The 26,998-nt window shown below is 70.2% G+C and carries 29 protein-coding genes and 1 pseudogene; 15 read left to right on the top strand and 15 right to left on the bottom strand.

Translation table 11 applies throughout. From position 1 onward, the window contains the following. Positions 1-135 precede the first annotated feature (135 nt). On the top strand, positions 136-2,706 hold the full coding sequence (locus BN39_RS03855; protein WP_040766523.1) for an ATP-dependent Clp protease ATP-binding subunit: 2,571 nt from the start codon (positions 136-138) through the stop codon (positions 2,704-2,706). Positions 2,707-2,838: 132 nt separating this feature from the next. Here BN39_RS03855 and BN39_RS03850 read toward each other — a convergent pair whose 3' ends face one another. Both BN39_RS03850 and BN39_RS03845 read right to left on the bottom strand, forming a co-directional pair. Next, positions 2,839-3,297: a helix-turn-helix domain-containing protein gene (locus BN39_RS03850; RefSeq protein WP_019201040.1), complete on the bottom strand. Its 459-nt coding sequence runs from the start codon at positions 3,295-3,297 to the stop codon at positions 2,839-2,841. Between the two features lie 76 nt (positions 3,298-3,373). After that, positions 3,374-4,840 carry an AMP-binding protein gene (locus BN39_RS03845; RefSeq protein WP_019201039.1) on the bottom strand — a complete coding sequence of 489 codons (1,467 nt, stop codon included), beginning with the start codon at positions 4,838-4,840 and terminating at the stop codon, positions 3,374-3,376. A gap of 361 nt (positions 4,841-5,201) precedes the next feature. Here BN39_RS03845 and BN39_RS03840 point away from each other — a divergent pair, with 361 nt between their 5' ends. The 4 genes from BN39_RS03840 to BN39_RS03825 all read left to right on the top strand — a co-directional run bounded on the left by BN39_RS03840 (position 5,202) and on the right by BN39_RS03825 (position 9,133). Continuing rightward, complete coding sequence (locus tag BN39_RS03840; RefSeq protein ID WP_040765828.1) at positions 5,202-6,020, top strand: crotonase/enoyl-CoA hydratase family protein; 819 nt, start codon at positions 5,202-5,204, stop codon at positions 6,018-6,020. 6 nt (positions 6,021-6,026) lie between these two features. After that, positions 6,027-7,838 carry an acyl-CoA dehydrogenase gene (locus BN39_RS03835; protein ID WP_019201037.1) on the top strand — a complete coding sequence of 604 codons (1,812 nt, stop codon included), beginning with the start codon at positions 6,027-6,029 and terminating at the stop codon, positions 7,836-7,838. A gap of 88 nt (positions 7,839-7,926) precedes the next feature. Further along, positions 7,927-8,217, top strand: a complete 291-nt coding sequence (locus tag BN39_RS03830) for a putative quinol monooxygenase (protein ID WP_019201036.1) — start codon at positions 7,927-7,929, stop codon at positions 8,215-8,217. Positions 8,218-8,326: 109 nt separating this feature from the next. After that, positions 8,327-9,133 (top strand): phytanoyl-CoA dioxygenase family protein, encoded by an 807-nt coding sequence (locus BN39_RS03825; protein ID WP_019201035.1) that lies wholly within the window; start codon positions 8,327-8,329, stop codon positions 9,131-9,133. A gap of 23 nt (positions 9,134-9,156) precedes the next feature. On the opposite strand, the gene BN39_RS03820 is transcribed toward BN39_RS03825, so the two are convergent. Next, a complete protein-coding gene (locus BN39_RS03820) occupies positions 9,157-9,903 on the bottom strand; it encodes a potassium channel family protein (protein ID WP_237741620.1) in 747 nt (248 codons plus the stop codon). Between the two features lie 291 nt (positions 9,904-10,194). Here BN39_RS03820 and hsaB point away from each other — a divergent pair, with 291 nt between their 5' ends. Beyond that, positions 10,195-10,764 carry a 3-hydroxy-9,10-secoandrosta-1,3,5(10)-triene-9,17-dione monooxygenase reductase subunit gene (gene hsaB / locus BN39_RS03815; RefSeq protein ID WP_019201032.1) on the top strand — a complete coding sequence of 190 codons (570 nt, stop codon included), beginning with the start codon at positions 10,195-10,197 and terminating at the stop codon, positions 10,762-10,764. 33 nt (positions 10,765-10,797) lie between these two features. On the opposite strand, the pseudogene BN39_RS03810 reads toward hsaB, so the two are convergent. Next, positions 10,798-11,571, bottom strand: a pseudogene (locus BN39_RS03810) (phosphotransferase enzyme family protein); the annotation flags it as partial. A gap of 242 nt (positions 11,572-11,813) precedes the next feature. On the opposite strand from BN39_RS03810, the gene BN39_RS03805 reads away from it, so the two are divergent. Continuing rightward, the gene (locus BN39_RS03805) at positions 11,814-12,731 is read left to right on the top strand and encodes a DMT family transporter (protein WP_148281405.1); all 918 of its coding nucleotides are present in this window, start codon (positions 11,814-11,816) and stop codon (positions 12,729-12,731) included. A 26-nt stretch (positions 12,732-12,757) separates the two neighbouring features. Beyond that, positions 12,758-13,312, top strand: coding sequence for a hypothetical protein (locus BN39_RS03800; RefSeq protein ID WP_040765823.1), 555 nt, complete (start codon positions 12,758-12,760; stop codon positions 13,310-13,312). A gap of 10 nt (positions 13,313-13,322) precedes the next feature. Here the strand turns inward: BN39_RS03800 and BN39_RS03795 are convergent, their stop codons facing one another. Beyond that, positions 13,323-13,655 carry an antibiotic biosynthesis monooxygenase gene (locus tag BN39_RS03795; protein ID WP_040765821.1) on the bottom strand — a complete coding sequence of 111 codons (333 nt, stop codon included), beginning with the start codon at positions 13,653-13,655 and terminating at the stop codon, positions 13,323-13,325. Positions 13,656-13,686: 31 nt separating this feature from the next. Here BN39_RS03795 and BN39_RS03790 point away from each other — a divergent pair, with 31 nt between their 5' ends. Then, positions 13,687-14,472 (top strand): alpha/beta fold hydrolase, encoded by a 786-nt coding sequence (locus BN39_RS03790; RefSeq protein WP_040765818.1) that lies wholly within the window; start codon positions 13,687-13,689, stop codon positions 14,470-14,472. A gap of 8 nt (positions 14,473-14,480) precedes the next feature. After that, a complete protein-coding gene (locus BN39_RS03785; protein ID WP_019201026.1) occupies positions 14,481-15,266 on the top strand; it encodes an Fpg/Nei family DNA glycosylase in 786 nt (261 codons plus the stop codon). A 10-nt stretch (positions 15,267-15,276) separates the two neighbouring features. Here BN39_RS03785 and BN39_RS03780 read toward each other — a convergent pair whose 3' ends face one another. Genes BN39_RS03780 through BN39_RS03765 form a run of 4 tightly spaced genes read right to left on the bottom strand, consistent with a single transcriptional unit; the run spans position 15,277 to position 18,789 of the window. Next, the gene (locus BN39_RS03780; protein WP_019201025.1) at positions 15,277-15,990 is read right to left on the bottom strand and encodes a DsbA family oxidoreductase; all 714 of its coding nucleotides are present in this window, start codon (positions 15,988-15,990) and stop codon (positions 15,277-15,279) included. A 48-nt stretch (positions 15,991-16,038) separates the two neighbouring features. Continuing rightward, positions 16,039-16,878, bottom strand: coding sequence for an SDR family NAD(P)-dependent oxidoreductase (locus tag BN39_RS03775; RefSeq protein ID WP_019201024.1), 840 nt, complete (start codon positions 16,876-16,878; stop codon positions 16,039-16,041). 10 nt (positions 16,879-16,888) lie between these two features. After that, the gene (locus BN39_RS03770; RefSeq protein ID WP_019201023.1) at positions 16,889-17,821 is read right to left on the bottom strand and encodes an oxygenase MpaB family protein; all 933 of its coding nucleotides are present in this window, start codon (positions 17,819-17,821) and stop codon (positions 16,889-16,891) included. Positions 17,822-17,868: 47 nt separating this feature from the next. Further along, positions 17,869-18,789, bottom strand: a complete 921-nt coding sequence (locus BN39_RS03765) for an A/G-specific adenine glycosylase (protein WP_051158816.1) — start codon at positions 18,787-18,789, stop codon at positions 17,869-17,871. A 9-nt stretch (positions 18,790-18,798) separates the two neighbouring features. Between BN39_RS03765 and BN39_RS03760 the strand changes: the two genes are divergently transcribed. Together BN39_RS03760 and BN39_RS03755 are read left to right on the top strand one after the other, a co-directional pair. Beyond that, positions 18,799-19,452, top strand: coding sequence for a carbonic anhydrase (locus tag BN39_RS03760; RefSeq protein ID WP_040765816.1), 654 nt, complete (start codon positions 18,799-18,801; stop codon positions 19,450-19,452). 60 nt (positions 19,453-19,512) lie between these two features. Further along, on the top strand, positions 19,513-20,307 hold the full coding sequence (locus BN39_RS03755; protein WP_019201020.1) for a BsuPI-related putative proteinase inhibitor: 795 nt from the start codon (positions 19,513-19,515) through the stop codon (positions 20,305-20,307). Here BN39_RS03755 and BN39_RS03750 read toward each other — a convergent pair whose 3' ends face one another. The 5 genes from BN39_RS03750 to BN39_RS03730 form a co-directional block, all read right to left on the bottom strand. After that, positions 20,308-20,811 carry a DapH/DapD/GlmU-related protein gene (locus tag BN39_RS03750; protein ID WP_019201019.1) on the bottom strand — a complete coding sequence of 168 codons (504 nt, stop codon included), beginning with the start codon at positions 20,809-20,811 and terminating at the stop codon, positions 20,308-20,310. 112 nt (positions 20,812-20,923) lie between these two features. Then, positions 20,924-21,388 carry a hypothetical protein gene (locus BN39_RS03745; protein ID WP_019201018.1) on the bottom strand — a complete coding sequence of 155 codons (465 nt, stop codon included), beginning with the start codon at positions 21,386-21,388 and terminating at the stop codon, positions 20,924-20,926. A gap of 498 nt (positions 21,389-21,886) precedes the next feature. Further along, positions 21,887-22,963 carry a DNA integrity scanning diadenylate cyclase DisA gene (gene disA, locus BN39_RS03740; RefSeq protein WP_019201017.1) on the bottom strand — a complete coding sequence of 359 codons (1,077 nt, stop codon included), beginning with the start codon at positions 22,961-22,963 and terminating at the stop codon, positions 21,887-21,889. A gap of 10 nt (positions 22,964-22,973) precedes the next feature. Then, positions 22,974-24,356: a DNA repair protein RadA gene (gene radA / locus BN39_RS03735; RefSeq protein ID WP_040765814.1), complete on the bottom strand. Its 1,383-nt coding sequence runs from the start codon at positions 24,354-24,356 to the stop codon at positions 22,974-22,976. 17 nt (positions 24,357-24,373) lie between these two features. Further along, a complete protein-coding gene (locus BN39_RS03730; protein ID WP_019201015.1) occupies positions 24,374-24,961 on the bottom strand; it encodes a hypothetical protein in 588 nt (195 codons plus the stop codon). 269 nt (positions 24,962-25,230) lie between these two features. Here BN39_RS03730 and BN39_RS03725 point away from each other — a divergent pair, with 269 nt between their 5' ends. The 3 genes from BN39_RS03725 to ispF are packed head-to-tail and all read left to right on the top strand — an operon-like array spanning position 25,231 to position 26,851. Continuing rightward, positions 25,231-25,719, top strand: coding sequence for a CarD family transcriptional regulator (locus tag BN39_RS03725; protein ID WP_013125281.1), 489 nt, complete (start codon positions 25,231-25,233; stop codon positions 25,717-25,719). Beyond that, on the top strand, positions 25,716-26,378 hold the full coding sequence (gene ispD, locus BN39_RS03720) for a 2-C-methyl-D-erythritol 4-phosphate cytidylyltransferase (protein WP_081585912.1): 663 nt from the start codon (positions 25,716-25,718) through the stop codon (positions 26,376-26,378). The genes BN39_RS03725 and ispD overlap by 4 nt, the downstream gene beginning before the upstream one ends. Next, positions 26,375-26,851: a 2-C-methyl-D-erythritol 2,4-cyclodiphosphate synthase gene (gene ispF, locus BN39_RS03715; RefSeq protein ID WP_019201013.1), complete on the top strand. Its 477-nt coding sequence runs from the start codon at positions 26,375-26,377 to the stop codon at positions 26,849-26,851. The genes ispD and ispF overlap by 4 nt, the downstream gene beginning before the upstream one ends. On the opposite strand, the gene BN39_RS23800 is transcribed toward ispF, so the two are convergent. Beyond that, positions 26,833-26,988: a hypothetical protein gene (locus tag BN39_RS23800; RefSeq protein WP_237741619.1), complete on the bottom strand. Its 156-nt coding sequence runs from the start codon at positions 26,986-26,988 to the stop codon at positions 26,833-26,835. The genes ispF and BN39_RS23800 overlap by 19 nt on opposite strands. Positions 26,989-26,998: the final 10 nt, after the last annotated feature.

Genomic DNA, 26,998 nt, shown 5'->3' with positions numbered 1-26,998 from the left:
GCCCCGCCCGCGGGGCACTGCCGACACCGCCGCTGACCGGTCCGAACTACAGTGGGAAGACGTTGATTGCAGACGGCTATCTGCGGGCCCGGCATCGCCGGTCCCCGAAGTAACCGGGATGTGAGGAAAATGGCCATGTTCGAGAGGTTCACCGACCGCGCTCGCCGCGTCGTCGTCCTGGCGCAAGAAGAAGCCAGGATGCTCAATCACAACTACATCGGCACCGAGCACATCCTCCTGGGCCTGATCCACGAGGGTGAGGGTGTGGCCGCCAAGGCCCTCGAGTCGCTCGGCATCTCCCTGGAGGGCGTGCGCAGCCAGGTCGAGGAGATCATCGGCCAGGGCCAGCAGGCCCCGTCCGGTCACATCCCCTTCACGCCGCGTGCCAAGAAGGTCCTGGAGCTGTCGCTGCGCGAGGCGCTGCAGCTCGGGCACAACTACATCGGCACCGAGCACATCCTGCTCGGCCTGATCCGCGAGGGCGAAGGCGTCGCCGCCCAGGTCCTGGTGAAGCTGGGCGCCGATCTCAACCGCGTGCGCCAGCAGGTGATCCAGCTGCTGTCGGGCTACCAGGGCAAGGAGGGCGGCGAGCCCGCCGGCGCCGGGGCCCGGGCCAGCGGCGGGGGCGAGGCCGGCACACCGTCGACCTCCCTGGTCCTCGACCAGTTCGGTAGAAACCTGACCGCTGCCGCCGCGCAGGGCAAGCTGGACCCGGTCATCGGCCGGTCCAAGGAGATCGAGCGCATCATGCAGGTGCTCTCGCGGCGTACCAAGAACAACCCGGTGCTGATCGGCGAGCCCGGCGTGGGTAAGACGGCCGTCGTCGAGGGCCTCGCGCAGGCCATCGTCAACGGCAACGTGCCGGAGACGCTCAAGGACAAGCAGCTGTACACCCTGGACCTCGGGTCCCTGGTGGCCGGTTCGCGCTACCGCGGTGACTTCGAGGAGCGCCTGCGCAAGGTCCTCAAGGAGATCGACACCCGCGGCGACATCATCCTGTTCATCGACGAGCTGCACACGCTCGTCGGCGCGGGTGCCGCCGAGGGCGCGATCGACGCGGCCAGCATCCTCAAGCCGAAGCTGGCCCGCGGTGAGCTGCAGACCATCGGCGCCACCACCCTCGACGAGTACCGCAAGTACATCGAGAAGGACGCCGCCCTGGAGCGCCGGTTCCAGCCCGTCCAGGTGGGCGAGCCGAGCGTCGAGCACGCCATCGAGATCCTCAAGGGCCTGCGGGACCGGTACGAGGCGCACCACCGGATCTCCATCACCGACGGTGCCCTGGTCGCGGCCGCCACCCTGGCGGACCGGTACATCAACGACCGGTTCCTGCCGGACAAGGCGATCGACCTCATCGACGAGGCGGGCGCGCGGATGCGCATCCGCCGGATGACCGCGCCGCCGGACCTGCGTGCGTTCGACGACAAGATCGCCGACGCCCGCCGCGAGAAGGAATCGGCGATCGACGAGCAGGACTTCGAGAAGGCCGCGTCGCTCCGCGACAAGGAGAAGCAGCTCATCGCCGAGCGCACCGAGCGCGAGAAGCAGTGGCGCGCCGGTGATCTCGACGTCGTGGCCGAGGTCGACGAGGAGCAGATCGCCGAGGTTCTGGGCAACTGGACCGGCATCCCGGTGTTCAAGCTCACCGAGGAGGAGACCACGCGTCTGCTCCGCATGGAGGACGAGCTGCACAAGCGGATCATCGGCCAGGAGGACGCCGTCAAGGCGGTCTCGAAGGCGATCCGCCGCACCCGTGCCGGCCTGAAGGATCCGAAGCGCCCCTCGGGCTCGTTCATCTTCGCCGGCCCGTCCGGTGTCGGTAAGACCGAGCTGTCGAAGGCGCTCGCGAACTTCCTGTTCGGCGAGGACGACGCGCTCATCCAGATCGACATGGGCGAGTTCCACGACCGCTTCACCGCCTCGCGCCTGTTCGGTGCCCCTCCCGGGTACGTGGGCTACGAGGAGGGCGGCCAGCTCACCGAGAAGGTGCGCCGGAAGCCGTTCTCGGTGGTGCTGTTCGACGAGATCGAGAAGGCGCACAGCGAGATCTACAACACGCTGCTGCAGGTGCTGGAGGACGGTCGCCTGACCGACGGCCAGGGCCGCACCGTCGACTTCAAGAACACGGTGCTGATCTTCACGTCGAACCTCGGTACCGGCGACATCTCCAAGGCGGTGGGCCTCGGCTTCACCTCCGGCGATTCCGACGGTGCGAACTACGAGCGGATGAAGCTCAAGGTCAACGACGAGCTGAAGAAGCACTTCCGCCCCGAGTTCCTCAATCGCATCGACGACATCGTCGTCTTCCACCAGCTGACGCAGGACGAGATCATCGAGATGGTCGACCTGATGCTCAAGCGGGTGGGCGCGGCCCTGAAGAACAAGGACATGGAGATCGAGGTCACCGACCAGGCGAAGTCGCTGCTCGCGAAGCGCGGTTTCGACCCGGTGCTCGGCGCCCGTCCGCTGCGCCGCACCATCCAGCGGGAGATCGAGGACGCGCTGTCCGAGAAGATCCTGTTCGGCGAGGTCGGCCCGGGCCAGATCATCGAGGTCGACGTCGAGGGCTGGGACGGCAAGAGCAAGGGCGAGGACGCGAAGTTCGTCTTCGCGGGCAAGCCCAAGCCGGCGTCCTCGGAGGACTCCTCCGACGACGATGCGGTGCCCGCCCTGGCCGGCGAGAAGTCGCCGGGCGACACCGCCTAACGGAAGATCGACGAGAGGGCCGCCGTCCGGGACACCGGGCGGCGGCCCTCTCATCGTGGGGTGGTTCGGGAATCGGCCGGCCTGTCGTTATCCGCCGACGGTGCCGGAGCGGTGATAGCGATGTGCAACGGGTCAGCGATGGAAGAACAAGCCTTTGCCCACCACCGGTTCGGTTTCCCGGTCGTTGAGGTCCTCGCCGCATTCAGAGCAGACCACGCGGCCCCGCATCCGGTGACCGCACGGCTTGTGCAACAGGTCGATCGGAGGTGCTGCAAGGCCGGTCCACTTGTTGCCCCACTCCATCAGGGCCACATAGGCGGGGAATAGATCGTGGCCCTTGTCGGTCAGCCGGTACTCCTGGTGCTTCCCTTCGGGCTGGGAGGCCCGCCGCTCGAGGATGCCCTGTTCCACAAGGAGGTTCAGCCGATCGGTGAGGATGTTGCGGGCGAGGCCGATTCCTCGCTGGAACTCCTCGAAGCGCCGTGCGCCGTTGAAGGCCTGCCTGAGGATCGGCCACACCCAGCGTTCGCCGAGTACTGCCGATGAACGCGCGATGGCGCAGTTCTCGTCCAGCAGGTCTTCGTGCTTCATATCGTCAGTGTACGGGTGTCAGTTGCGATCTGCTATCGATGCCGAGTCGGCACCGAGGGCGACCGCAGCGTCGCAGTCATCCGTCTCGCAAGAGGGAGTCACGCAGCTCGGCACGGGCGATCTTGCCGGTCGCGGTTCGAGGGAACTCGGACGTGAAGAAGTACCGTCTGGGCGTCTTGTACGCGGCGAGGTTGGTGCTCGCATGTCGTCGGAGTTCGTCCTCGGTGATCGGCGCGCCGGTGCCGAGGACGAACGCGGCGATCTCCTCGCCCACCCGCGCATCGGGTACGCCGACCACGACTGCGGCGGCGACGGCAGGATGTTCACTGAGCACGGTCTCGATCTCGCGGGGGTAGACGTTGTACCCCGCTCGGATGATGATTTGTTTGAGCCGGTCGACGACATAGAGGTAACCGTCTGCGTCGACGCGGCCGACGTCGCCGGTGGCGAGCCAGCCGTTCCGAACGGTCTCGGAGGTTGCGCGGGGCTGGTTCCAGTACCCCTTCATCACGTTGGGGCCGCGCACGTGAATGTGGCCGAGTGAGCCGGGCTCGGCCGGGTCTCCGTTCGGGTCCACGATCTGAACGTCTACGCCCGGAACGGGTCGGCCCACCGAGCCCGGGCGGATCTCGGTGTCCGCGCGGTTGTACGCCACGGTCGGGGATGCCTCGGTGAGGCCGTACCCCTCGATGACCGATGTTCCGAGTCGTGCTTTTACCCACTCGGAGATGGAAGCAGGCAGTTCTGACCCGGCTGTGGAGACTCGACGCAGAGGCGCGGGAAGTGACAGGTCGTCGGATGCGGCCATGATCATCTGTAGGTGAGTCGGCACTCCGGAGAGTATCGAGATCTTCCCCCCGTCAATGAGTTCCGCGATCCGGCGCCCGTCGAATTTCTCGATCGGCCACATAGCGGCGCCGCACAAGAGGGTGACGTTGAGGACGGTCAGGCCCATCGTGTGGAACAGGGGCAGGATGCCGGCGACCACGTCGCCCGGCGACGGGCCGATGATGGCGGGGTCGGATAGAGCGGTCGCGTTGAACACCAGGTTGTCGTGCGTCAGCTCCGCCCCCTTCGGCACGCCGGTCGTTCCCGATGTGTAAAGGAGGACCGCCGTCGTGTCGGGGGCGACCGCGGCGACCTCGCGGCGCCCGCCGGGCCCCTGTAACCCTTCCGGCCCGATGGTGCGCAATCCCTTCGATCCGGCCCACTCGGCACCGGGCCGGCGGACGAGTACGACCGCGCCCGAATCCTCGAGGTAGAAGCTGGCCTCCCTAGGGGTCAGGGCGGGGTTCACCGGCACGGCGACGGCCCCTACTCCGAGCGTGGCGTAGAAGGCGACTGCGAACTCCGGTGCCGAGGCCAGGCTGATGGCCACACGGTCTCCGGGGCGGACTCCTGTGTCCCGCAACGCCGCGCGGGCCGCAGCGATCCGTTCTGTCAGGTCCGCGTAGGTGATGGCGAAGTCGTCGCCGACGAAAGCGGGGCGCGCGGCGTCGGTCGCGGCGATCGTGTCGGCGAGCGTTGCGAGTGCGTTCTCCACTGGTTGAACTCCTTTCGGGGAGGGCGAGGGCTGTGTTCAGTCGGCGGTGAGGCCGCCGTCGAGCGGATCGTCGCTCCCGTCATGTAGCCCGCCGCTGGGCAGGCAAGGAACGCGACCGTGGCCGCCAGTTCCTCCGGGGTGCCGAAGCGAACAGGGCGAGCACGCTCACTGCTTCTCCATTAGGTAGTGATCTGCAACTAGTGATAGCACGGCTCAAGCCGTGTGTGTGAAAAATGCCAGTAATAGTCGATGTTCTAGCGGGGCTTGTTCGTCCGAGTTAGGTGAAAGCGCTAGCCAGAACAGTAGTGATATGCAACTATCGAATCTGTTGACCAGATCGTCTCGTACCGAGAGGTGGACCATGACCACATCGAATCCCTCACCGTCCCAGGCGGAGCAGCCGCCTGCGGTCACCGTCGAACAGCGCGGCCATGTGCTTCTCATAGGTCTCAACCGCCCCGAGAAGCGCAACGCGTTCACCCTCGAACTGATCGAACAACTCGCGCAGGCCTATCACCGGCTCGAGGAGGACCCGGAGATTCGCTGCGGCGTGCTGTTCGCCCGAGGGGAGCACTTCACGGGAGGCCTCGATCTCGCCGAGGTCGGCCCCCGGATCGAAGAGGGCATCCTGGACTACGGCAAGCCCGGTCTGCGTGATCCCTGGCGCAGAGACGGGATCTGGACCACCCCGCTGGTGATGGCGGTGCAGGGCTGGGTCATGACGCTGGCCATCGAGCTCATGCTCGCCGCCGACATCCGTGTCGCCGCCTCGGACGCGCGCTTCTCGCAGATGGAGATCAACCGCGGAATCTATGCCTTCGGCGGTGCGACTGTTCGGCTTCCTCGCGAAGCCGGTTGGGGAAACGCGATGAGGTGGCTGCTCACCGGCGAGCCGTACGACGCCCACGAGGCACTACGGATCGGCCTCGCGCAAGAGGTGGTCCAGCCCGGCCGCCAACTCGACCGCGCAATCGAGATCGCCGAGTACATCAGCGAGAAGGCCGGCCCGCTCGGGGTCAAGACCACGCTTGAATCGGCCCACCGCGCACGCCTCGAAGGAGAGGGCGCCGCATTCGCTCGATTGGACGCCGACATGTCCGCGCTGCTCCATACCGACGACGGCCGGGAGGGCATGCGGTCGTTCATCGAGCGGCGCGACGCCCGCTTCACCGGAAAGTAGGTCCGAATGAAACAGAATCTCAAGGCCGGCGCCGCCATCCTGAATCCGCGCGACCTCGACTTCCTCCTCTACGAGTGGCTGGACGTGGAGTCCTTGTGTGCCCGTGACCGGTTCGGAGACCACTCGAGGGACACCTTCGACGCGGTGCTCGACTTGTCGGCGGACCTCGCGATCGACAGGTTCGCCCCGCACAACAAGACGGCCGATGTCCACGAACCCCATGTCGATGAGCGGGGACGCGTGGTCACCGCACCAGGGGTGCAGGAAGCGCTCGAAGCCCTCCGCGACGCAGGCTTCTTCGCCGGCGAATTCAGCTCCGAACTGGGCGGCATGCAACTTCCCTATGTTGTATCGAAAGCCGCGAACTGCTGGTTCCAGGCGGCGAACGTGAGCACCGTCTCGTACGCCCTGCTCACGATTGCCAACGCGCATCTGCTCGAGGCCTACGGCACTCCCGACCAGGTCGAGCGCTGGGTGCGTCCCATGATCGCCGGCCGCTTCTTCGGCACGATGTGCCTGTCGGAGCCCGAAGCGGGTTCATCGCTCGCCGACATCACCACGCGCGCCGTCCGTGAGGACGACGGGACCTACCGCCTCACCGGTAGCAAGATGTGGATCACCGGCGGCGACCATGAGATGAGCGAGAACATCGTTCACCTCACCCTGGCGAAACTTCCAGACAGCCCACCCGGGGTGGGAGGGATCTCCCTGTTCATCGTTCCCAAGTTCCTCCTCGACGAGAACGGTGACCCCGCTGAACGGAACGATGTCGTCCTCACCGGCCTCAATCACAAGATGGGCAACCACGGAACCACCAACGCCCTGCTGACCCTCGGCGGCGGCACGCATCGGCCCGGAGGCAGCCCCGGAGCAGTCGGCCATCTCGTCGGGCAGGAGAACCGGGGCCTGCACCAGATGTTCCACATGATGAACGAAGCCCGCATCGGCGTCGGTCTCGCCGCCGCCTCACTCGGGTACACGGGCTTCCTCAAATCCGTCGAGTACGCCCGAACCCGAATCCAGGGCCGGCCACTCTCCGGCAACAGCGCCGACCAGGTGCCGATCATCGGCCATCCGGACGTCCGCCGGATGCTCGTCGCGCAGAAGTCGTACGCCGAGGGATCTCTCGCGCTGGGTCTGTACTGCGCCAAACTCGTCGACGAGGCGGCCACCGCCGACGATGTCGAGAGTCGTGAACGCGCGGGTCTCCTCCTCGAGCTCCTCACTCCCATCGTCAAGAGCTGGCCCGCGCAATGGTCGCTCGAGGCGAACAGCCTCGCCATCCAGGTGCACGGCGGCGCCGGGTACGCCCGGGACTACGACGTCGAGCAGTTGTATCGAGACAATCGCCTGAACGCGATCCACGAGGGAACGCACGCGATTCACGGCCTGGACCTGCTCGGCAGAAAGGTGCGCATGGGCGACGGTGCGGCCCTCCGGTTGCTCCTCGACGAGATGGACGACACGAGCGCTCGCGCGAGCCGGCTCGGTGGCGAGGTCGAGGTGTGGGGAGAAGCGCTCCGGCGCTCCCGGAATCGTATCGAGAGCGTCACCGAACACCTGTGGCGCGAGGGCGATCCGGAGGCCGCGCTCGCCAATGCCAGCATCTACCTCGAAGCGGTGGGTCACTGCGTCGTGGCGTGGATCTGGCTGGAACAAGCACTCGTATCGGACGGGAGGCCGGGCGACTTCTACGAGGGGAAGCGGCTGACCGCGCGCTACTTCTTCGCCCATGAACTCCCCAAGACCGGGTGCCAGTTCGATCTGCTCCTTCGGAACGATCGCACGACGCTCGACTTGTCCGACTCATGGTTCTGACCATCCGCGGGCTTCGAATCGGGGCACGGGACATGCATCGATCGACCGCTCGTAGTATCCGCTCATCGACCGTAGGCAGATATCGAAAATGATCGCAGTCCTCGCAGAAATCCACGTCAAAGCCGGCGAAGAGGCCGAGTTCGAGGAGGCGGTGCGCGTGTTCGCCGCCCATGTCAGGGACAACGAACCCGGCAACCGCCAATACCGGCTGGGTAAGTCCCGACGCACGCCGCGGCTGTACACGATGATCGAATCCTATTCCGATGCAGAGGCGTTGGAGGCTCACGCGAAATCAGAGCACTTCCGCGCGTTCTCCACAACGATCGGCAGTCTCCTGGAGCAGGCGCCGCGCATCGAATACCTCGACGTGGTGTGCTAGCCGCGGGCTCAACAGATGCGTGTGACGGACGCCGCGAATCCGCGGGCGGCGCCTGTGGAGCACCGGTAAATCGGTGGCGCAGGTGCGCACGGGGTGGAACGGTCGGGGCATGCCGATGGACGACGAACTGACCGACGACGACGTGGAGGCGTTCGTCCGCGACGGGTTCGTCGCCCTGCGGGGCGCGTTCGACGCCGGGACCGCCGCCGCGGGTCGCGACGTCCTGTGGGAGGAACTGGAACGGTCGGGTGTCCGTCGCGACGACCCGTCGACCTGGGAGCGGCCGGTGGTCCGCCTGGGCGACCACGGGGAGGAGCCCTTCCGGGCCGCGGCGCGGGCCCCGGCGGTGGTGTCAGCCGCGGATCGCCTGGTGGGGGCGGGGCGCTGGCTGCGGCGCGTCTCGCTGGGCACCTTCCCCGTGCGGTTCCCGTCGGACGAGGACCCCGTCGACGACGGGTGGCACGTGGACGCGGGCTTCCCGGGCGAGGACCCCACGAACTTCCTGCGCTGGCGGGTGAACTTCCGCAGCGACGGCCGCGCACTGCTCCTGTTGTACCTGTTCTCCGACACCGGTCCCGGCGACGCCCCGACCCGGATCCGGGTCGGCTCGCACCGTCGGATCGCGGCGTCGCTGCGCCGCTACGGCGACGAGGGCGTCGAGGTGTTCGGGATGACCGGCGAGTACGCGGAGACCGACGGGCTGCCCGAGGTGCTCGCCACCGGCGAGGCGGGCGACGTGTTCGTGTGCCATCCGTTCCTGGTGCACGCGGCGCAGGCCATGCGCCCCGCCGCCGGCCGCGCGCCGCGGTTCCTGGCCCAGCCGCCGCTGTTGCCCACCGGCCGGATCGAGCTGGGCCGCCCGGTCGCGGAGCTCTCCCCGGTCGCGCGCGCCATCGTCGAGGGCGCCGGCGCCTGACGGACGGGCGCCGCGGTACCCCGTTACGGGGCGGTGCGCCGGTCCGGCTCGGCCCGGGCGGCCTCGGTGAGCGCGGCGATCTCCTCGCGCAGCGCGCGCACCTCTGCCGTGAGCTCGTCGACCTCGCGGTCGGTGCGCCGCGCGCTCGCGTCCACGCTCTTGACCTGGTCCACCACCCAGCTGGTGGCGGTGCCGATCGCGAAGCTGATGAGGCCGATGCCGAAGGCCATCAGCACGATGCTCACCACGCGGCCCTCGACGGTGACGGGGTAGACGTCGCCGTAGCCGACGGTCGTCACCGTGACGGCGGCCCACCACAGCGCGTCGCCGTAGTCGGTCACCTTGGTGTCCGGGGCGCCGCGCTCGGCGTCGAGGAACGCGAGGCTGCACAGGAACACCACCAGCAGGCTCGTCGAGCCGACGAACACCGCCAGCCGGGCCCGGGTCAGGCGGGCACGATGCAGGCCGCTGATGAGCATCGGGGCGGCGCGCAGGGCCCGCAGCGGCCGGAACGGGGGCAGGAGGATGGCGACGAGGTCGAGCGGATGGGTGCGGACGAACCGCCAGCGGTCCGTCGAGAGCCGCACGCGGATAGCGTAATCGGCCACGAAGGTCGCCCAGATCGCGATGTCCGCCCAGGCGATGAGGTGCTGCACGAGGGGAGTGGGCGCCACGTCGAGCACCTGCACCGCGTACACGCCGAGGAAGCCGACCGCGAGCGCGATCATGGCCGGGTTGGTCCGGCGTTCCCACTGCTGTCTGCGCGTCACCGGCGCAATCTATCGCGCGCCCGCGGAGGCGACTTCCCGAATTTGCGATGACATAGTCAGCGCAGGCTGTGTTTCGGGGGTAGCCTATGGATCATTCCGATTGGATTCAGGTGAGGTGGAGGTGCACGCCTTGAAGAACCGAACTCTCCGACAGTCCGTGTGGTACTACCTGCGTCTTTCCCTGTCGCTGTGCGCGGTCACGGTACCCGCCACGGCGATCGGTTTCGTCGTCGCGGACTGAGGGCGCCTGCGGCCTCCGGTCGGTGCGAGGGCCGGGAGTAGGTTGGCAGCATGACCGAAACCGGCGCCCCTGAATCCGGCACGTTCGATCAGCGCACGTTCCGGCACGTGATGGGCCAATTCTGTACTGGCGTCACCATCATCGCCACGTCGAACGACGAGGGGAAGCCCGTCGGTTTCGCGTGCCAGTCGTTCGCGGCGCTGTCGCTGGAGCCCCCGCTGGTGCTGTTCTGCCCGATGAAGACGTCGCGCACGTGGAGGCACGTCGAGGCGTCGGGCAGGTTCGCGGTATCGGTGCTGGGGCAGTCGCAGGAATCGGTGAGCGCGGCCTTCGGCCGGTCCGTGGACGACAAGTTCGAGGGATTGGACTGGACCCCGTCGCCGCTGGGCAATCCCACCATCGACGACTCTCTGACGTGGATCGACTGCACCCTCGAGAACGTGCTGGACGGCGGCGATCACCACATCGCGATCGGCCGGGTGCACGCGCTCGGCGATGTGAACGACGGGAAGCCGCTGCTGTTCTACCGCGGCGCGTACCTGTCCACGAACCACCCGCAGCAGCACCCGGCCTCGAGTCTGGAGTCCTTCCTCACCTGGGACGCGGGCGCCTGGCTCTGACCGCTGCGCGGTCGCCCGGCCGGGCTGGGCGGCTCACGGCCGCAGCTCGGTGAACGCCCGGACCTGCAGCCGCTGGTACTCGTCGTCCTCGTCCTCGGCGTCGGCAGAGCGTGATGCCGCCGTCGCCCTGTCGTAGGCGATCTCGTCGCGGACGCGTGCCCGGATCAGTTGACGCAGTGCCGTGTCGTCGAGGCGGTCGGCGGTTCCGCCCGCGGCGGCGTAGTCGTCGACGAACCGCCTCGCGGGCGTGAGGTCCAGGCTCTCCCTGCAGCGGCCCCATTCCCAGGCGGCGCCCGCCAGCTCCTTCTCGGCGGAGCCGAATGCGGCCTCGTCCCAGTCGATCAGGGCGATGACGGTGCCGCGGTCGTCGGTGATCACGTTGTCCGCGTAGAAGTCTCCATGGATCAACTGGGGCGTGGGCTCGCCGTATTCTTCGAGCCATGTGTCGAGGGCCGGGTCGTGCAGATCCGGGACGGGTGCCGCGGGCATCCGCCGGCGGGGTGTGACCGCCACGGTGACGCCCGCGAGCGCCGCGTGCACGCGGGCCAGAAGGTGCGCCGCCCGGCGCCTCTGGTTCGGGTCGGCGTCGTCACCCGGAAGCCCGGGAACGAAGGGCCACAGCGAAACCGGTCTCCCGGACACCCCCGCAGCCAGTCGGCCGTCCGCGGTCGGCATGGGCGCGATCGCCTCAGGTACGCGGCGCGCGACGGCGGCGGCGACGGCGCTGCACCACGCGACGTCGCCGACGTCGCGGAACGTCGCGCCGACCCGCACCACCGTCTCGCCGCAGCGATACACGATCGACTCCTGTCCACCGGCGAGGGCGGGTCGCGGGCCGCGTGAGGGGGAAGCCCCACGCGGCTCGCACGGCGTCCGCGACCGGGGCGGGCAGGTCGTCGCTCATCGGTGCCAGTCCATCAGACGCGTGCGGCCGCCTGGGGGAGGTGTGAATCACGACACAACACTGTTTCGCCTAAGTAACGATAGTGTTGACGGTGCCGCCGGCGATCGGTCCGGCGGAGTCGCCGTGCAGGGAGGTGTCGTTCGTCATGCGCATGCGCGCCCAACTGGAAACCTCGTCCACCATGCTCGTCAGCGCCGTGAGCACGCAGACGTCTTCCGCGTTGTCGCTGCAGGCCTTCACCCGCGCCGGCCCGGTCTCCGTCTCCGGGCTCCGGATGGCCGGCGCCGCGGCCATGATGTGCGCGCTGACCCGGCCGGACTTGCGTCGCGTGACCAGGAGGGAGTGGTCGGCCATCGTCGCCTTCGGCGTGGTGATGGCCGCGATGAACGTGTGCCTCTACCAGGCCATCGACAGGCTGCCGCTCGGCGTCGCGGTGACCCTCGACTTCCTCGGCCCGTGCGGCCTGGCCTTCGTCATGGCCAAGCGGTGGCGGGAGCGGTGCTGCGCGCCGGTGGCGCTGCTCGGGGTGGCACTCATCGCTGGTCAGGGGAGCGGAATCAGCTTGGTGGGCATCGCCTTCGGGCTCGGTGCGGGTCTCTGCTTCGCCGGCTACGCCCTCCTCGCCGAGCGGGTGGGCAGGCAGAGCCGGCCGATGTCCAAGCTGGCCCTCGCGGTCGTCATCGCCGCGGCGGCGACGGCACCGTGGTCGCTCCGGGCGATCGGGAGCCTCACGCCGCGGACCGTCGGGATCCTGCTGGCTGCGGCGTTCTTCGGGGTCGTCATCTCGTACTCGTGCGACGCTCTCGCGGCGGGGCGGGCGTCGGCGGCGATGATCGCGCTGCTGTTCGGCCTCGACCCCGCGATCGGCGTCGTCGTGGGTGCGGCGTTCCTGCATCAGAGCGTCACCGTGGCATCGGTCGTGGGGATCGTCCTCGTCGTGGGCGCGGGCATGGCGGTGAACTGGATGATCGCGCGCCGGGTGGCGTCGGAGCCCGCCGCGGAGTCCGACGAGGTGCAGGCCGGGCCGCTTCTTCGCGATCGCACCAGCCGGAAGTGCGAATAGTTTTCCACTATGCAACTATCATTGCCATGAACGCACTCATGACCCGCGCGGTCTCCGCCGCCGTCGCCACCACCGCGGTCGCGGCCGCCGTCTTCGCCGGCCCGGTCGCGGCCGACCCGGGCCGCATCGCCGTCGGCCCCATCTCGGTTCCCCGCGCCGCGCTCGCGGGCTGGGAGGTCCGGGGGCCGGGCCCGGATCAGATCGTCTCCGCCGTTGCACAGCTCCAGGACAGGAACTGGGCCTCCCTGATCGAGTTCGGCACCACCGAGGCCGACGGCCGCGCCTCGCGCGACGTGGCGCGGGCGATCGTGCTCAACGCGCCGTCGAACAAGGCCTACAAGTCGTCCAAGGCGCGCATCGAGGGCCTGGCCATCACGCCCACCACCGTCTCGGGTATCCCGGCCTCGCGCGCCACCGCCGAAGTCCGGATCGACGGCGGGCCGGTGCGGGCCGACCGGTTCCGGGTGACCGTCATCGACACGAAGCCGCAGACGTACTTCCTGTCGCTGGTGCCCGACGAGGCGCCCGACCGCCGGCGCCAGGCCGACGCGGCCGAGGCGGGCGCCGTCGCCACCCGGTGATCGGCCTTCGCTAGGACGACTTCCCGGCGACGTCGAGGACGACCTCGAACTCCAGCAGGTCCGCGCCCGTGGCGACGGGCTTGCGGCCCTCGCCGCCGTTCGGGTCGCGCTGGCCCGCGTGCGCCTCTCGCGCCGGGCCGTCGCGCCACGCGGCGAACGCCTCCTCGGACTCCCACTGCGTGACCACGAAGTAGCGGTCGTCGCCCTTGACCGGGCGCAGCAGCTGGAACCCCAGGAAACCGGGGGAGTTCTCCACGGCGTGCGCGCGGTTCGCGAACCGCTTCTCGAGCTCGGGGCCCGCGGCCTCGGGGACATGAATCGCGTTGATCTTCACTACCGACATGCCTCCAACATAGCCCGGTAAGTTGGTTCCCGTGGATGAGTGTGTGGGCCTGCGGGATTGGGGCGGCCGTGCGGACGGCGCCCCGATCCTGCTGCTGCACGGGCTCATGGGACGCGGCCGCACCTGGCGACGCCAGATCCCCTGGTTGCGCAGGTACGGGCGGGTGTTCACCTTCGACGCCGAATTCCACCGCGGCACGGGTTTCGCGGTCCCCGTCCCCCGGGAGGAGATCACCACCGAGCGGTTCGTGGGCGACGTCGCGGAGATCCTCACCCTCCTCGACCGGGGGCCGGCCGTGCTCGTCGGGCACTCGATGGGCGGGCTGCACGCGTGGTGCACCGCCGCCGAGTACCCCGAACTCGTGAAGGCCCTCGTGGTCGAGGACATGTCGCCCGAGTTCACGGGCCAGTCCACTGACGCCTGGGCGCCCTGGTTCGAGAGCTGGCCGGACCGCTTCGGATCGCAGGCCGCCTGCGAGGAGCTGTTCGGCCCCGTCGCCGGACGCTATTTCTACGAGGCCTTCGACGACGGTGCGTTGCACGGCGACCTCGACACCTTCCGCGCCATCGCGGACCACTGGGGGCCGCGGGATCACTGGGCGCAGTGGCGCGCGATCCGGGCGCCGGCCCTGCTCATCGAGGCCGAGTTCTCCGTCGTCCCGCCCGGCGTGGGGGAGCGGATGGTCCGGGAGTACGCGGGTCCCGACCTGCGGTACATCAGGTTCGACGGTGCCGGCCACCTCGCGCACGACGATGCCCCCGAGCAGTACCGCGGCGCCGTCGAGGCGTTCCTCTCCGGCCTGGACCCGGCGGAGTAGGCGACGGCGTGCCCGAGGGAGACACGGTCCACAACCTCGCCGACCGCCTCGGCGCGGCGCTCACCGGCCGCCGCCTGACGGGGTGCGACATCCGGGTGCCGCGGTACGCCACCGTCGACCTCAGCGGGCGCACCGTCGACGCCGTGACCGCGCGCGGTAAGCACCTCCTGATCCGCGCCGGCGACGCGGTGCTGCACAGCCACCTGAAAATGGAGGGGGAGTGGCACCTCTACCGCCCCGGCGCGCGGTGGCGCCGCCCCGCGCACACCGCGCGCGTGGTCCTGGCGACGGAAGACGCTCAGGCCGTGGGCTTCTCGCTCGGCACCGTTGACGTTCTCACGGAACGGGAGGCCGACGGCGCCCTCGCCCACCTCGGGCCCGACCCGTTGGGGCCCGACTGGGACGCCGGCCGCGCCGCCGCGAACCTGGGCGGCGATCCGGAGCGCGCCGTCGGGCACGCGCTACTGGACCAACGGAATCTGGCCGGGGTGGGCAACGTCTACCGCAACGAGCTGTGCTTCCTGCGCGGCGCGCACCCGTCGGCACCGGTGCGGGACTGCGGCGACCTGCTGGCCTGGGCCGAGGACGCCGCGCGCCTGCTGCGCGCCAACCGGGGGCGGACGATCCGCGTCACGACGGGGGTCGACCGCAACGGCCTGCGCGCCTTCGTCTACGACCGTGCGAAACGTCCGTGCCTGCGGTGCGGCACCACGATCCGTGCGGGCCTGCTGGGTGCAGGGGACGAGCCCGAGCGGTCCATCTTCTGGTGCCCGTCCTGCCAGCCCGGGCCGTGATCGGGGGCGGTCAGTCGCGGGGCGGCAGCTCGCACCCGTCGGGGCCGCAGGCGTCGGCGTCGTCCCCGCCCACGACGGTGAGCGTCCCGCCGGCGTCCGCCCACGCCTTCTCCATCGCCTCGGTGAACACCTCGGCCGGCTGCGCGCCGGAGACGGCGTACGTGGAATCGAACACGAAGAAGGGCACGCCGCTGATGCCGATGCGCTGGGCGATCTGCTCGTCGGCGCGGACGTTCTCGGCGTAGGCCTGCTCGTCCTCGAGGACCCTGCGGGCCGCGGCACCGTCGAATCCGGCGGATTCGGCGACCGCCACCAGGCGGTCCCGGTCGCCGAAAGCCGGTTCGGGAGAGGCGAAGTTGGCGGCGTAGAGCGCGTCGAGGAGCTGTTCCTGCCGTCCCTGTTCCAGCGCCCAGTGCAGCAGGCGGTGCATGTCGAAGCTGTTGCCGCTGTCGCGTCCCTCGGTCTGGTACGGCAGCCCCAGTTCCTGCGCCTGCGCGCCCAGGCCGCGCTCGTTCGCGGCGGCCTGCGCCTCGCTGATGCCGTACTTCGCGGCGATCCGCGGGACCACGGGCTCCGAACCGCCGGCGGACGGGTCCAGCTCGAAGGAGCGGTGGATCACCTGGACGCCCGCCCTGCCCGGGAAGGCCGCGAGCGCCTCCTCGAAGCGGGCCTTCCCGATGTAGCAGAAGGGGCAGTTGATATCGGTCCAGACGTCCACGCGCATGTGGTGTTCAACGCGCGTGGGCGCCCGCCGATTCCCGGGTGGGGGCGGTCAGAGCGGGTACGAGACCCCGGTGAGCCTCTCCGAGACGTCCCACAGCTCGGCCCACTTCGCCTCGTCCTTGGACGTCGAGGTGGTGGGGCACTTGCCGACGGGCCCGCGGGACTGCATCAGCTGGGTGGGGCCCCACCACGGGTGCGGGTCGAGATCGGGGTCCGTGGCGGCGAGGACCAACGCCTCCGCGGCCTTCTCCGGCGGGTTGTTGAGGAGCGAGACCGCGGGCTTGAGGACGGCGTCGAGCGGGGTGTCGGTCCGCGCGAACAGGCCCGTCGCGGAGACGCCGGGGTGCACGTAGTAGGCCTTCTTCGCCGATCCGGCGGTCTCGAAGCGGCGCTGCAGCTCGCGGGCGAACATCATGTTCGCGAGCTTGCTCTGCCCGTACGCCTCGGTGCGCAGGTACCGGCGGTGTTCGTAGTTCGGATCGTCCATCCGCCACCGGAAGTTCTGCCGGTGCGCCACCGAGGAGACGGCCACCACCCGGTCCGTGAGCCGGTCCAGCAGCAGCCCCGTGAGCGCGAAGTGCCCCAGGTGGTTCACGCCGAACTGCATCTCGAAGCCCTGCTTCGTACGGGTGAGCGGCACGTACATCAGCCCCGCGTTGTTCACCAGCACGTCCACCTCGTCGACGGTGTCGGCGAAGGCCCGCACCGAATCGAGGTCGGCCAGGTCCAGCTTTCCGACGGTGACGTCGCCGTCGATGCCGTCCGCGATGCGCCGCGCCCCGTCGACGTCGCGGCACGCCATGACGACGCGGCCGCCCGTCGCCGCGAGCCGGCGGGTCACGACCTCGCCGAGGCCGCCGTTGGCGCCGGTCACGATGTAGGTAGTCATGGGTGCCACCTTAGGAGGCCGGGGCGGTGCGCGCCGCGCGGCCGTACTGCTCGCGCGCCTGTGCGGGCGTGACGGTGCCGGAGGCGGGCTCGGCGGACTGCGCGAAGTGACGCCGCAGGATGTCGCCCGTCATCGGAGCGATCAGGCCGCTGAGCCGCACGGTGCCCGCGGAGTGCTGCGCGGACGCGGCGCGCACCGCGAGCCGGACCGCCCGCGGATACAGCGAATCCACGATGCCCGGCTGATCGAAGCCGCCCATGGTGCGCATCCACCGGGGCAGCGTCGCGATGGTGGCCGGTGCGATGAGCGAGCTGCCGGTGCGCAGACGCACGCCCCGGTCGCGGGTGCGCAGCAGGTAGTGCATGCCCGTGCGGGCGCGTTCGGTGAGGGCGAGCCGAGGCCGCACCCGGGCGAAGTACGCGCGCACCTCGTCGCGCGATGCGGGGACGTCGGCGGGGTCGCAGGTCTGCAGCTCCGCGGCCGTGACGCAGTCCCGCCAGTACCGCGCCTCCTGGTCGGGGGCGAGCGGGCCCGGCCCGTACATCTCGTAGCACTTGAGCACCGAATGCCAGCCGGTCACGTGGATCCACAGCTGGGACGTGGGATTGTTGGCGCTGTACCGCTTCCCGGTCACCGGCTCGATGCCGGTGGCCTTGCGGTGCACGTCCATGAGGTGTTCCGACGCGGCGATCGCGGTGCGGCCGTCGGCGGTGGCGACGAGCAGGAAGTAGGCGAGCGTCCGGTCGAGCCGGCCGAACGGATCGGTGTAGATCCCGGCGGAGTCCGCGACCGCGGCGGTCAGGTCGGGGTCGAAATGCTCCAGCACCACGGAGCGCTGGAACCCGATGAGGGCGGTGGGCGCCGCCCACACCTTCCAGGTGGGGGAGTCGGGGCCGAAGAATCCCTGGTCGGTGACGCGTAGGGGGCCGTCTGAGAGCTTCATGTCCCGAATCTATCACCAATTCCTACAGTCGTGAATAAAAAGTTGTCTCAGGCCTCCCCGGCGAGCGCGAACAACCCGTCCTCGGTCTGCTCGATCAGCCCGTCCACCAGCAGGGAGTCCAGCGCCCGGTCCCGCTGCGCCGGATCGCGCTCCCACGCCACGTCGAGCCGGGCGCGGGGCACCGCACCGTCGGACGCGCGCAGCACGTCGAGCAGGCGCCCGCGCGCCTGCCGGTCCGTGCCCTCGTACTTCTGCACCTTGCGCGGGGCCACCGTGCCCGACGGTGCGCCCGCCGCCAGCCAGGCGCAATCGCCGGAGACGGGGCACTCGCCGCAGCGCGGCGATCGGGCCGTGCACACCAGCGCCCCGAGCTCCATGAGTGCCGCGGAGAGCCTGGGGCGCTTGGCTTCCGGCACCGTCGCGAGGGCGTCGACGGCCGCCGCCAGATCGCGCTTCGCCGACGGGGCCGCGGCGTCGGACTCCCCGGCGACGGCGCGGGCCAGCACCCGCCGGACGTTGATGTCGACCACCGGGACGTCCTGCCCGAACGCGAAACAGGCGACTGCGCGGGCGGTGTAGTCGCCCACCCCGGGCAGCGCCAGCAGCTCGTCGACGGACGACGGGACGGTGCCGCCGTGCCGCTCGACGATCGCCTGCGCGCAGGCGTGCAAGCGCATCGCGCGACGGGGATAGCCGAGCTTCCCCCACGCCCGCACGGCGTCGGCGCCGGTCGCCCGCGCCAGGTCGGCGGGGGCCGGCCAGCGCCGCACCCACTCGTGCCAGACCGGCTCGACCCGGACGACGGGGGTCTGTTGCAGCATCACCTCACTGACCAGGATCTGCCACGGCGTCACGCCGTCGCGGCGCCACGGCAGGTCGCGTTCGGCACGGTCGAACCAGGCGAGAACGGTGCCGAGATCCGGGACGGGATCGCGGCCGGTGTTTCTGGGGGAACCCACAACGGGCATTATTGACCCATGCCTACATCGACTCCCCCCGGCGCCTGGCGCGCGCTCCGTGACGGCAACCGTCGATTCGTCGAAGGCACGCCGCTGCATCCGAACCAGGGCAACTCCCGCGTGGCGGAACTCGCGGCGGGACAGGCGCCGACCGCCGTGCTGTTCGGCTGCGGCGACTCCCGCGTGGCCGCCGAAGTGATCTTCGACCAGGGCCTCGGCGACATGTTCGTGGTGCGCACCGCCGGCCACATCATCGACGCGGCCGTCCTCGGCTCCATCGAGTACGCGATCGAGGTGCTCAAGGTGCCGCTCATCGCGATCCTCGGCCACGACAGCTGCGGCGCCGTGGCCGCGACGGTGAACTCGATCGACACCGGGACCATGCCGCCCGGATACATCCGGGACATCGTGGAGCGGCTGACCCCGTCGATCCTGGCGGGTCGGCGCGAGGGGCTGTCCGACGTCAACGACTTCACGGCGCAGCACGTGCAGGAGACCGCGCAGCTGCTCCGCGAGCGTTCCCGGATCATCGCGGACAAGATCGCGGACGGCAGCGTGGCGATCGTCGGCCTGACCTACGAACTCGCGGAGGGCAAGGTGCACCTGCGGAGCGCGGTGGGCGACATCGGCGAGGCGCCGACCACGCCGTTCCGCGCCGTCTCCGGCGACTGACTCCTCGACACGCCGCTGCAGGTCAGCGGCATGAGGCCGCGGAAACGCTACCGTTGAATCGTGCTTGAACCCAACGGACCCCTGCCGCCCGAGATCTACTGGCGCCGCCGCGTGCTGGCAGCGGTCCTGGCGCTGCTCGCGGTCCTGGTGGTGGTGCTGCTGATCATCTTCGTCGGTGGTGGGAAGGACTCTTCCGAGAACACCGCCGCCGCATCGTCGTCGCCCAGCACGACGGGCCTGCCCGCGTCCCAGGCGCCCAGCGGGGCTCCGTCCGGCGCCCCGGGCCAGGGGGGCGCCGGGGGTATGCAGGGGTCCTCGCAGTCCGGTGCGCCGCAGTCGGGCTCCTCGCAGTCCGGCGCCGCATCGTCCTCGGGATCCTCCGGTGCGGGCGTCCCCACCCCGGGTGCCGTCGTCGCGGGCGGTCCGTGCCCGGACGACAACATCTCCGTCGTCGTCGCGGCCGACAAGCCGACCTACGCCGTCGGCGAGCAGCCGACGTTCGAGGCCACCGTCACCAACGCGGGCAGCTCGCCCTGCGCCCGGGACATCGGCACCGGCCAGCAGCAGCTGATCGTGCTCACCCTGGACGGCAGCAAGCAGCTGTGGTCCAACTTCGACTGCACCTTCCAGCCCGGCATCAAGAACGAGGTCCTGCAGCCGGGCCAGCAGCTGCGGTACAAGCTGCAGTGGGCCGGCACCACCTCGGCGCCCGGATGCCAGGCGCAGCGGGTGCCCGTCGCCGCCGGCGCCTACCAGGTGGTCGCCCAGTTCGGCTCGAAGCGCAGCGCACCCGTCACGTTCAACGTGACCAGGCCCGCGCCCGCCGCCGACCCCGAATCCGGCGCGGGGAACTGATCACTCGATCGTCTTCACCACCGCGGCGGGGACGCCGGCCACGAGCGTGCGCGGCGGAACGTCGCGGGTGACCACGGCCCCGGCCGCGACCACGGCGTCGTCGCCCACCGTGACGCCCTGCATCACCATCGCCGAGGCGCCGATCCACACGTTGCGGCCCAGGACGATGGGCGCCGACGTGATCCCGTGCCGCCGCGTCGCCGGATCGAGCGGGTGGCCCGAGCTGATCAGGCTCACGTCCGGTCCGAGCATCACCTGGTCGCCGATCGTGATGCCGCCGATGTCGTTGAACCGGCAGCCCTGATTGACGAACACGTCCTTGCCCGTCGTGATGTTGATCCCGTGGTCGGAGTAGACGGGCGGGATGAGCCGGAACGTCTCGTCGACCTCCCGTCCCGTGAGCTCGCTCCACGCCTCCCGGATCCGCTCCTGCTCGTCGTAGGGGATCGTGTTGAGCCGCTCGGTCAGCCGGATCGCCCGCTGCACCCGCTCCGCGAAAGTCATGTCTCTCCTCGTGTCGTGGTGCGGTGATCCAACCACCACCCGCTGACATCATCCTTCCAAGCGTTCTGCGAGGATCTCGGCCTCGGAAGTCGCAGAACGCCTCGAAAGATGTTCAGGCGGACGGGCTCCAGCCCCTCTCGTGCAGCGCGGACCGCACGTGCCGCAGGAGGTCGTAGCGCCCGTCCGCGAGGATCTTCTTGGTCACCACGATCACCTCCCAGCCGTAGTCGTGCCGAAGAGTGTTGCGGCGCGCGACGTCGAGGGTCTGCTGGCCGGGGTCCGCGTGGTCGCGCCCGTCGTACTCCACTGCCACGCGGAACTCGCGGGTGCCCAGGTCCAACCGGAAGCGGCCCTCGTCGATCACGACCTGCGGGGTGAAGAGCGTCAGCCCGTCGCGGTGCAGGAGGAGGCGGGTGTGCGTCTCCGGGGGTGACTCGGCACGCCCGTCGGCCTCAGCCAGGGCCGCCCGCACCCGTCGGGACCTGTGCATGCGGGGATGCGCGTCGATGTACCGCAGAACTTCGTCGCGGCCGGTGAGGGTGCGCCCCTCGGAGTCGGCGCGCAGGCACTGGTCCATGCCGGCGATCGCGTCGTCGCCCGCGGTGAACCGTCCGATGTCGATGAGGGCCCTGACCGCCGTGGTGCAGCGGATGCCATCGCGCTCGAGGACGTCCTCCTCGGGTAGCGCACCACTGCGGATGACGCCCCCTGCCGTCTCCGCGGTAGTGGATGCCAGAACTCGATCGGGCGGTCGGCGCAGTAGGCGACGGAGTGCAGCGCCGCGGCGGTCCAGCCGCAGAACACCGCGTCCGGGTACAGCAGCAGGACCGCGTCGAGCCGGTCGCGGAAGGTCACCGCGCGCCCGCTCGGCAGGCGCACACCGCGTAGGACCTGCTGGTAATCGGTGCGGATCTGGTACGGCGTGGCCACGGGTACGAGGTTTCGCGTGCGGATGCTCATACTCGTTGGACGCACCAGCCCCGGCGCGGGATCCCGGCACGCGAACTTTCCAAGCGTTCTGCGATGAGTCGGCGCCTGTGGTTCGCAGAACGCCTCGAAAGATGGTCGGCCGCGGTTAGAAGCGTTCGACGGAGAGTTCGGCGATGCGGGAGAGGCCCTCGCGGACGTGCCGCGCACCGTCGGTCCCGAGTCCCGGGACCGACTGGAGATCCGCGGCGGAGGCGGCGAGCAGTGTCTGCAGCGTGCCGAACGCCCCGACGACGGCGTCGACGTGCCGCGCGGGGAGCCGCGGCACGGACCCGAGCAGCCGGTAGCCGCGGGGCGAGACGGGTTCGTCCTGGGCCTCGACGGTGCCCGAGAACCCCATCGCCTCGGCGATCCTCGGCGCGGCGAGCAGATCGGCGTCCGTGAGGGCGTCGATGCGGGGGATCGCCGCGGGCACCGCCGCGTCGCCGCCGGGGAGGTAGTCGCGGAGAACGGGCTCCCGCAGCGACGTGACGTCGCCGAGCAGGTCCTCGAGCTGCAGCGCGATCTGCCGGCCCGAGGTGCCCAGCTCCAGCACGTGCTGCTCGATCTCCACGGCCAGCCGGCGCACCAGCTCCAGCCGCTGCATCACGAGCGACACCTCGTGCAGCGTGACGACGTCCTCGATCTCGGCGCGGGAGAGCTGCGCCAGCACCTCGTCCAGCCGGTGCCGGTAGCGCTCCAGCGTGGCGATCGCGAGGTTGGCGCGGGAGAGGATCGGCGCCGCGTCGTCCACGAGGTGCCGGATCCCGTCGACGTACGCGTGCACGATCGACATCGACGCGCTGACCGAGATCACCGGGTAGCCGGTCTGGATCGCGGTGCGCTCGGCCGACCGGTGTCGCGTGCCGGACTCCTGTGTCGGGGTCGCGGGATCGGGCATGAGCTGCACGTTCGCCCGGACGATCCGGGTGCCGTCGGTGGACAGCACCACGGCCCCGTCCATCTTGGACAGCTCGCGCAGCCGGGTGGGGGCGAACTCCACGTCCAGGTGGAAACCGCCGTCGCACAGATTCTCGACGGCCTCGTCGTAACCCAGCACGATGAGCGCGCCGGTGCGGCCGCGCAGGATCCGTTCGATTCCGTCCCGCAGGACGGTGCCCGGGGCGACACGGATCACGGTGTCGCGGAGCGCGGCGCTCCCGGCGAAGGCGGTGTCCCGGTTCATGCCGGTCAGGTTATCCGGTGCCGAGCTTCGCGAGGTGCAGTGCGTCACGGACGGTGCCGGCCTCGGCGATCCTCATCGTCCCCACGCTCGGCTTCTCCACCGAAGGGGGCACGATCGCGTGGGTGAAGCCCAGGCGGTGCGCCTCGGCCAGCCGCCGCTCGAGCCCGGTCACCCGGCGCACCTCGCCGGCGAGGCCCACCTCGCCCAGCACGACGGTGTTGGGGCGCAGTGGGCGGTCCCGAGCGGCGGACGCGATCGCCAGTGCCAGAGCGAGATCCGCGGCGGGCTCGGTGATCTTCATGCCGCCGACGGTGGCCGTGTACACGTCCTTCTGCGCCAGGTTCTCGACGCCGCCGCGGCTGGCCAGCACCGCGAGGATCATCGCCGCGCGCGCAGAGTCCAGGCCGGAGACGGCGCGGCGCGGCGCGGGCAGCGGCGACGGGGTCACCAGCGCCTGGAGCTCGCCCAGCAGGGGCCGCTTACCGTCGAGGCCGACGGTGATCGCGGTGCCCGGCGCCGTCTGGTCGCGATGGTGCAGGAACAGGCCCGACGGGTCGGTGACCTCGGCGATCCCGGACTCGCGCTGCTCGAAGCAGCCCACCTCGTCGGAGGCGCCGAACCGGTTCTTGATGCCGCGCACCATGCGCAGCGTGGAGTGCTTGTCGCCCTCGAAACTGAGCACGACGTCCACCAGGTGCTCCAGCGATCGGGGCCCGGCCACCGCGCCGTCCTTGGTGACGTGGCCGACGAGCACCACGGCGATGCCCGAGGCCTTCGCGAGCGACGTGAGGGTCGCGGTGATCGCGCGCACCTGGGTGACGCCGCCGTGCACCCCGTCGACGCCCGAGGCGGACAGCGTCTGCACCGAGTCCACGACCATGAGTGTCGGGGAGATCTGCTCGACGTGGCCGAGCACGGTGCCGAGGTCGGATTCCGCTGCGAGATAGAGGTTGTCGGAGAGGGCGCCGGTGCGTTCGGCGCGCAGCCGGACCTGCCCCGCCGATTCCTCGCCGGTCACGTAGAGGGACTTGCCGCGGCCCGTCGTGGCCCAGCGGTGCACCACCTCGAGCAGCAGCGTGGACTTACCGACGCCGGGCTCGCCGGCGAGCAGGATCACGGAACCGGGAACGATGCCGCCGCCCAGCACGCGGTCCAGTTCGCCGATGCCGACGGGAAGCGCGCGGGTGGATTTCGGGTCGATCCGGGTGATCGGGACCGCGGGGGTCGAGGGGAGCGTCAGGCCGACGTTCGCGGCCGGTCCGGAGGCGCCGACGCGGGCGGGTACACCCTCCTCCATGGTCGACCAGGCGCCGCACGACGGGCAGCGGCCGACCCATTTGGCCACGGTGTGACCGCATTCGGTGCAGGTGTACTGCACCTTGGCCTTAGCCATACAGGGAGGCGCGGGGCCTAGTGGCCGCCGCCGCTGCCGTGCTCGCCGCCCTCACCGGCGGTGGGCGTGATGCCCACGGCCGAGGCGGCGCCGGCGCCCGCGTCCAGCGGCACGTCGACGGGGAGCGAGCCGGCCTTCTCCAGGTGGAACCAGACCTTGTTGGTCAGGCCCGGGCGCCAGTCGGCGTTCACGGGGAGGGTGACCTTGAGGCGCGTCACGCCGGCGTCCTCGTTGGCGCCCTGCGGGGCCGAGCCGTACAGCGAGCCGCCGGCCGGGAGCACCTGGTCGCCGCTGATCGACGCGGTGCGGCCGTTCTGGTCCGTGATCGCCTTGAGCCGGTCGGGGTTCTTGCTGTCGAGGTTGGTGAGCACGAACGCGAGCTTCCCCTGGCCGCCCGCGGTCGGGTACAGCACGTGGGCGTCGCTGATCGTGATCTTCTTGTCCACGAAGGTCTGGTTGGCGCCGTTGATCGCCGCGACCTGGTTGGCGGTCTGCGAGATCTGGCCCGCGCCGCAGGCGGACACCGAGAACAGGGCGCCGGCGGCGAGCAGGGCACCGGCGGTTGCGGTGACGGTGCGGCGGGTCGAGACGGTGCGTGCGGACACGGTTCCTCCAGTTTCCTCCCGTGCGCGGCGACACCCGCGTGCGGACGAGCTGAGTATGTCACCACGCAGCGTAGTAGAAGGCGGGTTGCGCCGCGCCGTCGGGCGCCCGCTACCGGTGAACGGACCGTTGCGATCCGGTTGCCGAATGCACCCGAGAACATCCGGCGCTGCTTTTGTCAAGCCCTGGACGAGTCCTGACCTGCGACGTTGCCGAGCAGCCCCGAAAGCCCCCGTGTTATCCTGGTCATATCGAAAGGGGCAAGGATCAGATGATTTTCAAGGTCGGAGACACCGTTGTGTACCCCCACCACGGTGCCGCACTGATCGAAGCAATCGAGATCAAGACCATCGGCGGTCGTGAGCGCGAGTACTTGGTGCTCAAGGTCGCACAGGGTGATCTGACGGTCAAGGTTCCCGCTGAGAACGCCGAAGTCGTCGGCGTTCGTGACGTGGTCGGCCAGGAGGGTCTGGACAAGGTGTTCCAGGTTCTGCGCGCGCCGCACACGGAGGAGCCGACGAACTGGTCGCGCCGGTACAAGGCCAATCTCGAGAAGCTCGCTTCGGGCGATGTGAACAAGGTCGCCGAGGTCGTGCGTGACCTGTGGCGCCGCGAACAGGATCGCGGCCTGTCCGCGGGCGAGAAGCGGATGCTCACCAAGGCCCGCCAGATCCTCGTCGGTGAGCTCGCGCTCGCCGAGGCGACGGACGACGGGAAGGCCGAGTCGCTGCTCGACGAGGCCCTGGCGGCGGCCTCCTGACGGTCGTCGCGCTCGTCCCCGCCGCGGGACGGGGTACTCGACTGGGGCTCGACGTCCCCAAGGCGTTCGTGGCTCTGCACGGCCGCTCGCTGCTCGAATGGGCGGTGGGCGGCCTCTTCGCGTCCGGGGCGGTCGACGACGTCGTCGTCATGGTCCCGGACGAACTCGTCGACGGTGCGCGGTCGCTCGTCCCGCGGGCGCGGGTGGTGCCGGGCGGCGCGGAGCGCACCGACTCCGTGCGCGCCGGGCTGGCCGCCGCGGGCCGTGCGGAGCTGGTACTCGTGCACGACGCCGCCCGCCCGCTGACGCCGCCGGCCATGATCGCCCGCGTCGTGGCGTCCCTGCGCGGCGGCGCCACCGCCGTCATCCCCGCGCTTCCGGTCGCGGACACGGTCAAGCGAGTCACGCCCGACGGTGCCGTGGTCGCCACCGTCGACCGGGCGGACCTGCGCGCCGTGCAGACGCCGCAGGGGTTCGCCGCGGACGCCCTGCGCGCCGCCTACGACGCGGCCCCGGGGGAGCTGGCCACCGACGACGCGGGGCTGGTGGAACGGGCCGGCGGCACCGTGGTCACCGTTCCCGGGGATCCACTCGCGATGAAGATCACCACCGCCTTCGACCTGCGGGTCGCTCAGGCCCTGGCAGAGGAGCAGAGATGATCGTCCCCCGCGTCGGGATCGGCACCGACGTCCACCCGGTGGAGCCGGGCCGGGAGTGCTGGATGCTCGGTCTCAGGTTCGACGGTGACGGCTGTTCCGGCCACTCCGACGGCGACGTCGCGGTGCACGCGCTGTGCGATGCACTGCTCTCCGCCGCCGGCCTGGGCGATCTGGGCACCGTCTTCGGCACCGGGCGCCCCGAATGGGACGGCGTGACGGGCGCGCGCATGCTCACCCACGTCCGCGGTCTGCTGGCGGAGGCGGGTTTCGCGGTCGGCAACGCCGCGGTGCAGATGATCGGCAACCGGCCCAAGGTGGGCCCGCGGCGCACGGAGGCGGAGCAACTGCTGACGGACCTGCTCGGCGCCCCGGTGTCGGTGTCCGCCACCACGACCGACGGTCTGGGGCTCACCGGGCGCGGCGAGGGCGTCGCCTCCGTGGCGACCGCGCTGGTCTACCGCCCCGCGAGCTGACCGCGGCGCAGCCTGCGCAGCGCGATCAGGCTGTCCGCGCTGAGCAGGATCAGCGCCACCCACACGATCCCGAACCCGATCCACCGTTCGGCGGGCAGCTCCTCGTCGAGGAGGAGCACCGCGCACAGGAGCTGCATGATCGGCGTG

The organism is Tsukamurella sp. 1534 (assembly GCF_000312385.1).
Taxonomy (GTDB): Bacteria; Actinomycetota; Actinomycetes; order Mycobacteriales; family Mycobacteriaceae; genus Tsukamurella.
This window is presented reverse-complemented; position numbering and strand designations above follow the sequence as displayed.

Bases quoted from the DNA above. Each gene is read 5' to 3' on its own strand.
- BN39_RS03850 (WP_019201040.1), bottom strand. From the start codon at position 3,297: ATGAAGCACGAAGACCTGCTGGACGAGAACTGCGCCATCGCGCGTTCA.
- BN39_RS03830 (WP_019201036.1), top strand. From the start codon at position 7,927: ATGATCGCAGTCCTCGCAGAAATCCACGTCAAAGCCGGCGAAGAGGCC.
- BN39_RS03765 (WP_051158816.1), bottom strand. From the start codon at position 18,789: ATGCCCGTTGTGGGTTCCCCCAGAAACACCGGCCGCGATCCCGTCCCG.
- BN39_RS03805 (WP_148281405.1), top strand. From the start codon at position 11,814: ATGCGCATGCGCGCCCAACTGGAAACCTCGTCCACCATGCTCGTCAGC.
- BN39_RS03825 (WP_019201035.1), top strand. From the start codon at position 8,327: ATGCCGATGGACGACGAACTGACCGACGACGACGTGGAGGCGTTCGTC.
- BN39_RS03760 (WP_040765816.1), top strand. From the start codon at position 18,799: ATGCCTACATCGACTCCCCCCGGCGCCTGGCGCGCGCTCCGTGACGGC.
- BN39_RS03775 (WP_019201024.1), bottom strand. From the start codon at position 16,878: ATGACTACCTACATCGTGACCGGCGCCAACGGCGGCCTCGGCGAGGTC.
- BN39_RS03770 (WP_019201023.1), bottom strand. From the start codon at position 17,821: ATGAAGCTCTCAGACGGCCCCCTACGCGTCACCGACCAGGGATTCTTC.
- BN39_RS03795 (WP_040765821.1), bottom strand. From the start codon at position 13,655: ATGTCGGTAGTGAAGATCAACGCGATTCATGTCCCCGAGGCCGCGGGC.
- radA (WP_040765814.1), bottom strand. From the start codon at position 24,356: ATGGCTAAGGCCAAGGTGCAGTACACCTGCACCGAATGCGGTCACACC.
- BN39_RS03840 (WP_040765828.1), top strand. From the start codon at position 5,202: ATGACCACATCGAATCCCTCACCGTCCCAGGCGGAGCAGCCGCCTGCG.
- disA (WP_019201017.1), bottom strand. From the start codon at position 22,963: ATGAACCGGGACACCGCCTTCGCCGGGAGCGCCGCGCTCCGCGACACC.
- BN39_RS03835 (WP_019201037.1), top strand. From the start codon at position 6,027: ATGAAACAGAATCTCAAGGCCGGCGCCGCCATCCTGAATCCGCGCGAC.
- BN39_RS03725 (WP_013125281.1), top strand. From the start codon at position 25,231: ATGATTTTCAAGGTCGGAGACACCGTTGTGTACCCCCACCACGGTGCC.
- BN39_RS23800 (WP_237741619.1), bottom strand. From the start codon at position 26,988: ATGCAGCTCCTGTGCGCGGTGCTCCTCCTCGACGAGGAGCTGCCCGCC.
- BN39_RS03745 (WP_019201018.1), bottom strand. From the start codon at position 21,388: ATGGACCAGTGCCTGCGCGCCGACTCCGAGGGGCGCACCCTCACCGGC.
- BN39_RS03780 (WP_019201025.1), bottom strand. From the start codon at position 15,990: ATGCGCGTGGACGTCTGGACCGATATCAACTGCCCCTTCTGCTACATC.
- BN39_RS03800 (WP_040765823.1), top strand. From the start codon at position 12,758: ATGAACGCACTCATGACCCGCGCGGTCTCCGCCGCCGTCGCCACCACC.
- hsaB (WP_019201032.1), top strand. From the start codon at position 10,195: ATGACCGAAACCGGCGCCCCTGAATCCGGCACGTTCGATCAGCGCACG.
- ispF (WP_019201013.1), top strand. From the start codon at position 26,375: ATGATCGTCCCCCGCGTCGGGATCGGCACCGACGTCCACCCGGTGGAG.
- BN39_RS03750 (WP_019201019.1), bottom strand. From the start codon at position 20,811: ATGACTTTCGCGGAGCGGGTGCAGCGGGCGATCCGGCTGACCGAGCGG.
- BN39_RS03855 (WP_040766523.1), top strand. From the start codon at position 136: ATGTTCGAGAGGTTCACCGACCGCGCTCGCCGCGTCGTCGTCCTGGCG.